We start from the raw sequence: 3,614 nt of genomic DNA on the forward strand, positions 1-3,614 counted from the left end.
GGACAGCCCGGTGGGGCGGCACGGAGAGTTTCCGTGCCGCCCCACAGGAGATCGGCGACTACGCGCCAGCCAGCTGCTCCACGAGTGCCTGCTCGTCCTCCTCCGAGAGCGACGTCTTGAGGACGGTGCCGCCGAAGGACTGCATGGCGGAGGTGAACTTGTCCTCGGTGACCTTCGAGGCCATGATCACCACGGCGGCGGAGCCGGGCTTGAGCAGGGAGTCGACCTTGCTGCGGAAGTCCCTGTCCACTCCCATCCGGTTCAGCTTGCCGATGAGTCCGCCCAGCGCGGCGCCGACCACGCCGAGGCCCGGGGTGAGGACGAGGATCCCGAAGACCAGGCCCCACAGCGCCCCCGCGGTGGCGGAGAGGGCCACCTTGTCCATCCTCGCGGGCGTGTCGACGTGGGTCTCGCCGTCCTGGTCGACCGTGACGACGGCGAGCCCGCCGAGTTCGACGACGTGGTTGCGCTGGAGCTCCTGCACCGCCTGGAAGGCCTTCTTCGCGACGGAGGGCTCGTCGTAGCCGATAACGATGAGCTCGGACATATTCATCTCCTTTGCTGGCAGACCAGTCACTTCGCACCGTATGCCGACATAAGGACGAGGGCATCAGGCGCGCGGACGGACCGGCCCACGTCCTGGCTGACGGCCGTTCAGACGGCCGCCGCGGACCGGGATTCGGCCCCCGCCAGGTACAGCCGGCGCAGGCGCGTCACACCGAGGTCGCGCCGGTACGGGTTCTCCCGCTGGTCGGCGTCGACGAGCACGCCTCCTGCTCGCGGTCCTCGGGGATCGCGCCACGCCGGGAGTCGGAGGTGGCGAGGGCCGCGCCGGTCGTGTCGAGGAGCCGGGTCAGCGCACGGCGGCCGCTTACCGCGCCGCCGCCGGCCCGGATCACGGGGCGGCGTGCGGAGGCCGACCGGGCTCCGGCCGCCTCCGGTTCACCGTCGGTGGGGCCGGGAGGACGGGCGCGGAGAGGCCGTAGGGGGCGTCGGTCCGGGTCGCGTACCGGAGATCGATCGGCCACTCGACGCCCGCCGGGCCGCCCGGCGTTGCCAGCACCGCGCGATAGCTGAACCTAATGTCTCCGCAACCTCTCTGTTCGCGGAAGGACCCCTCCATGACGACTGTGGCCGGCAAGCCAGCCCTCGGCTCGATAGCCGCGCGGCTCGAACGACTGCCGCACTCGCGCTGGCACGTCAAGGTGCGATTCCTGATCGGCGCCGTCACCTTCTTCGAGGCGTTCGACCAGCTGTTGGCCGCCTCCGCACTGCCCGTCCTGACGAAGGAATGGAACCTGACCACCGGGCAGGCCACCTTCGCCGTGACCGCCGCCTCGATCGGCATGCTCCTCGGCGCGCTCGGCGCCGGATGGCTGGGCGACCGGATCGGCCGGGTGCGCACGGTCGCGCTCGGTGTCGCCGTCACCGGTCTCGCCAGCCTGGCCGTCGCCTTCTCCGGCTCCATCGAGACCTTCTCTCTCTTCCGGCTCGTCCAGGGGCTCGGCATCGGCGGGGTGGTTCCTGTCGCCGCCACGTACATCAACGAGATCGCGCGTTCCGACAAACGCGGCAGATTCGTACTGCTGTACGAGATGATCTTCCCGGCCGGTCTCGCCGCCGCGACGCTGGTCGCCGTCTGGGTCGTCCCCAACCTCGGCTGGCGCGCCATGTTCGTCATCGGCACCCTCCCGGCCCTGATCGCCGCCGCGCTGCCCCGCCACGTCGAGGAGTCCCCGCGCTGGCTCCTGGCCCGCGGCCGCACCCAGGAGGCCGAGGCGGCCATCGCCCGGATCGAGGCCGAGGTCAGCCGCGCCACCGCCGAACCGCTGCCGACACCGGTTGCCGGAGTCCCCGAGGACGTCGCACGGGCCGGCCGCCTGAGCGACCTGTTCCGGGGCCGCTACCTGCGCCGTACGGCCGTCCTCTCCGGACTGTGGTTCGCCGCGTACTACGTCAACCACGGCATCTCGACCTGGCTGCCCTCGCTCTACACCAAGCAGTTCGGCCTCGATCTGACGACGGCCCTCGTCTACACGCTGCTGAGCAATCTCACCGGCCTGTGCGGCACGTTCCTCGTCGCCCTGCTGATCGAACGCATCGGTCGCCGGCCGGCGCTCATGACCGCACTCGTCGGAGGGGCGCTCTCACTGGGCGTACTGGCCCTGGCGGGCGCGACGTCGGGCGGCCAGGTCGCCGTCCTCGCCTCCTGCACGACCTTCTTCCTGTACGCGGTCAACGCGGGCCTCTACCTCTACTCCCCCGAGTTGTACCCCACGGCGAACCGGGCCAAGGGCGCGGCGTTCGGCGGTCTGTGGAACCGGCTCGGAGTCGTCCTGGGGCCGGTCGTGGTCGGCACGATCATCGGTGCGGGCGGCAGCCTGTCCCTGGTCTTCGCACAGCTCGCGGCGATGGCCCTGGTCGGCGCCGTGATCGCCTGGTTCGCGGTCGAGACCAAGGGCAGGACGCTGGAGGAACTCAACAGCTGACACCGGGCGTCGCACGTCCCGCCCCGGCCCGGCGGCCTTCCGCCGGGCCGGGGGCTTCGGCGTCCACCCGCCCTGGGGCTCCCGTCCGGGCATCCGGTGCCCTCGGCGTCCCGCCGGCTCCGGGCCCGAATGCCTGAGCGGTAGGACTCTCAGCGCTGTGAGATGCCGGAGGGTGCCGGCCGGAGCCGTACGCCCGCGGCGCCCGGAAGGTCGTCCCTCCCGCCTCACCGACCACGGAGTGGCCGCCGTGGACACCGTGTTCGCCGAGCACCTCGACAACGAACGCCGGACGCCCGACGCGATGTCGCCCGCCGAGCGACGCCGACTCGCCCCTCTCCCCCGGAAGCTGGAGACGTCGATCCTCGACTCGGACGAGCCGCAGGCGACCCCCGGGTGACGGGAGCGCGGGCGGGCGAACCGGACCCCCCGCGCGATCCAAGATCATCGGGGAGCAGAATGACCCGTATGTCGATAACGAACATTCCGCAGACGGCCACGATCGACGACGCTCCGCTGATCGGCCGCGCGTTGACCCGCGCCTTCGACGACGACCCGATGATGCGTTGGTTCTTCCCCGACGACGCCTCGCGCGAGGCGTCCCTCGGCCGTTACTTCACGACCCTGTTCACCCGCCAGTACGTCCACCACGCGGTGTGCGAGCGCACCGCGGCGGCGGCCGCCTTCTGGGTGCCGCCGGAGGCGCAGGCCAAGGCCGTTCCCGACGCGGAGACGATCCAGGAGCTGCAGAACATCCTCGGCGACCGGGCACCCGTGTTCGGGGCCGCGGTCGAGGCCGCCGCTCAGCACACGCCCCAGGAGCCGCACTGGTACCTGGCGCTGATCGGCGCCGACCCGGCCGCCCAGGGCCAGGGCCACGGGGCCGCGCTCCTGCGCTCGGGTCTGGCCAAGGCCGACGCGGCCGGGCTGCCCGCCTCTCTGGAGTCCTCCAAGCCGGACAACCTTCCCTTCTACGAGCACTTCGGGTTCCGGGTGCGCGAAGAACTGCGCCTCCCGGGCGGCGGGCCGGTGCTGTGGGCGATGTGGCGCGAGCCGCGCACCCCGGCCGCCTGGGGAGTGTCGTCGAAGTAGCGTCGTCCGCCTTAAGGGCGGGCCCGGCGGCGTGCT

At 71.9% G+C, this 3,614-nt stretch carries 4 protein-coding genes; 3 read left to right on the top strand and 1 reads right to left on the bottom strand.

Going from position 1 to position 3,614, the window contains the following annotated elements; genetic code table 11:
• Positions 1-58 precede the first annotated feature (58 nt).
• Entirely contained in the window at positions 59-547 is a 489-nt protein-coding gene (locus tag ACFUJR_RS24585) for a DUF1269 domain-containing protein (RefSeq protein ID WP_383174134.1), read from the bottom strand.
• A 574-nt stretch (positions 548-1,121) separates the two neighbouring features.
• On the opposite strand from ACFUJR_RS24585, the gene ACFUJR_RS24590 reads away from it, so the two are divergent.
• The 3 genes from ACFUJR_RS24590 to ACFUJR_RS24600 all read left to right on the top strand — a co-directional run bounded on the left by ACFUJR_RS24590 (position 1,122) and on the right by ACFUJR_RS24600 (position 3,578).
• Positions 1,122-2,489: an MFS transporter gene (locus tag ACFUJR_RS24590; RefSeq protein WP_383174137.1), complete on the top strand. Its 1,368-nt coding sequence runs from the start codon at positions 1,122-1,124 to the stop codon at positions 2,487-2,489.
• 247 nt (positions 2,490-2,736) lie between these two features.
• Positions 2,737-2,886 carry a hypothetical protein gene (locus ACFUJR_RS24595; RefSeq protein WP_383164960.1) on the top strand — a complete coding sequence of 50 codons (150 nt, stop codon included), beginning with the start codon at positions 2,737-2,739 and terminating at the stop codon, positions 2,884-2,886.
• A gap of 68 nt (positions 2,887-2,954) precedes the next feature.
• Positions 2,955-3,578, top strand: a complete 624-nt coding sequence (locus ACFUJR_RS24600; protein ID WP_383164957.1) for a GNAT family N-acetyltransferase — start codon at positions 2,955-2,957, stop codon at positions 3,576-3,578.
• Positions 3,579-3,614 lie beyond the last annotated feature (36 nt).

Source organism: Streptomyces sp. NPDC057271 (assembly GCF_042668715.1).
Classification (GTDB): Bacteria; Actinomycetota; Actinomycetes; order Streptomycetales; family Streptomycetaceae; genus Streptomyces.

Coding starts and splice junctions, on each gene's coding strand:
- ACFUJR_RS24585 (WP_383174134.1), bottom strand. CDS start 547: ATGTCCGAGCTCATCGTTATCGGCTACGACGAGCCCTCCGTCGCGAAG.
- ACFUJR_RS24600 (WP_383164957.1), top strand. CDS start 2,955: ATGTCGATAACGAACATTCCGCAGACGGCCACGATCGACGACGCTCCG.
- ACFUJR_RS24590 (WP_383174137.1), top strand. CDS start 1,122: ATGACGACTGTGGCCGGCAAGCCAGCCCTCGGCTCGATAGCCGCGCGG.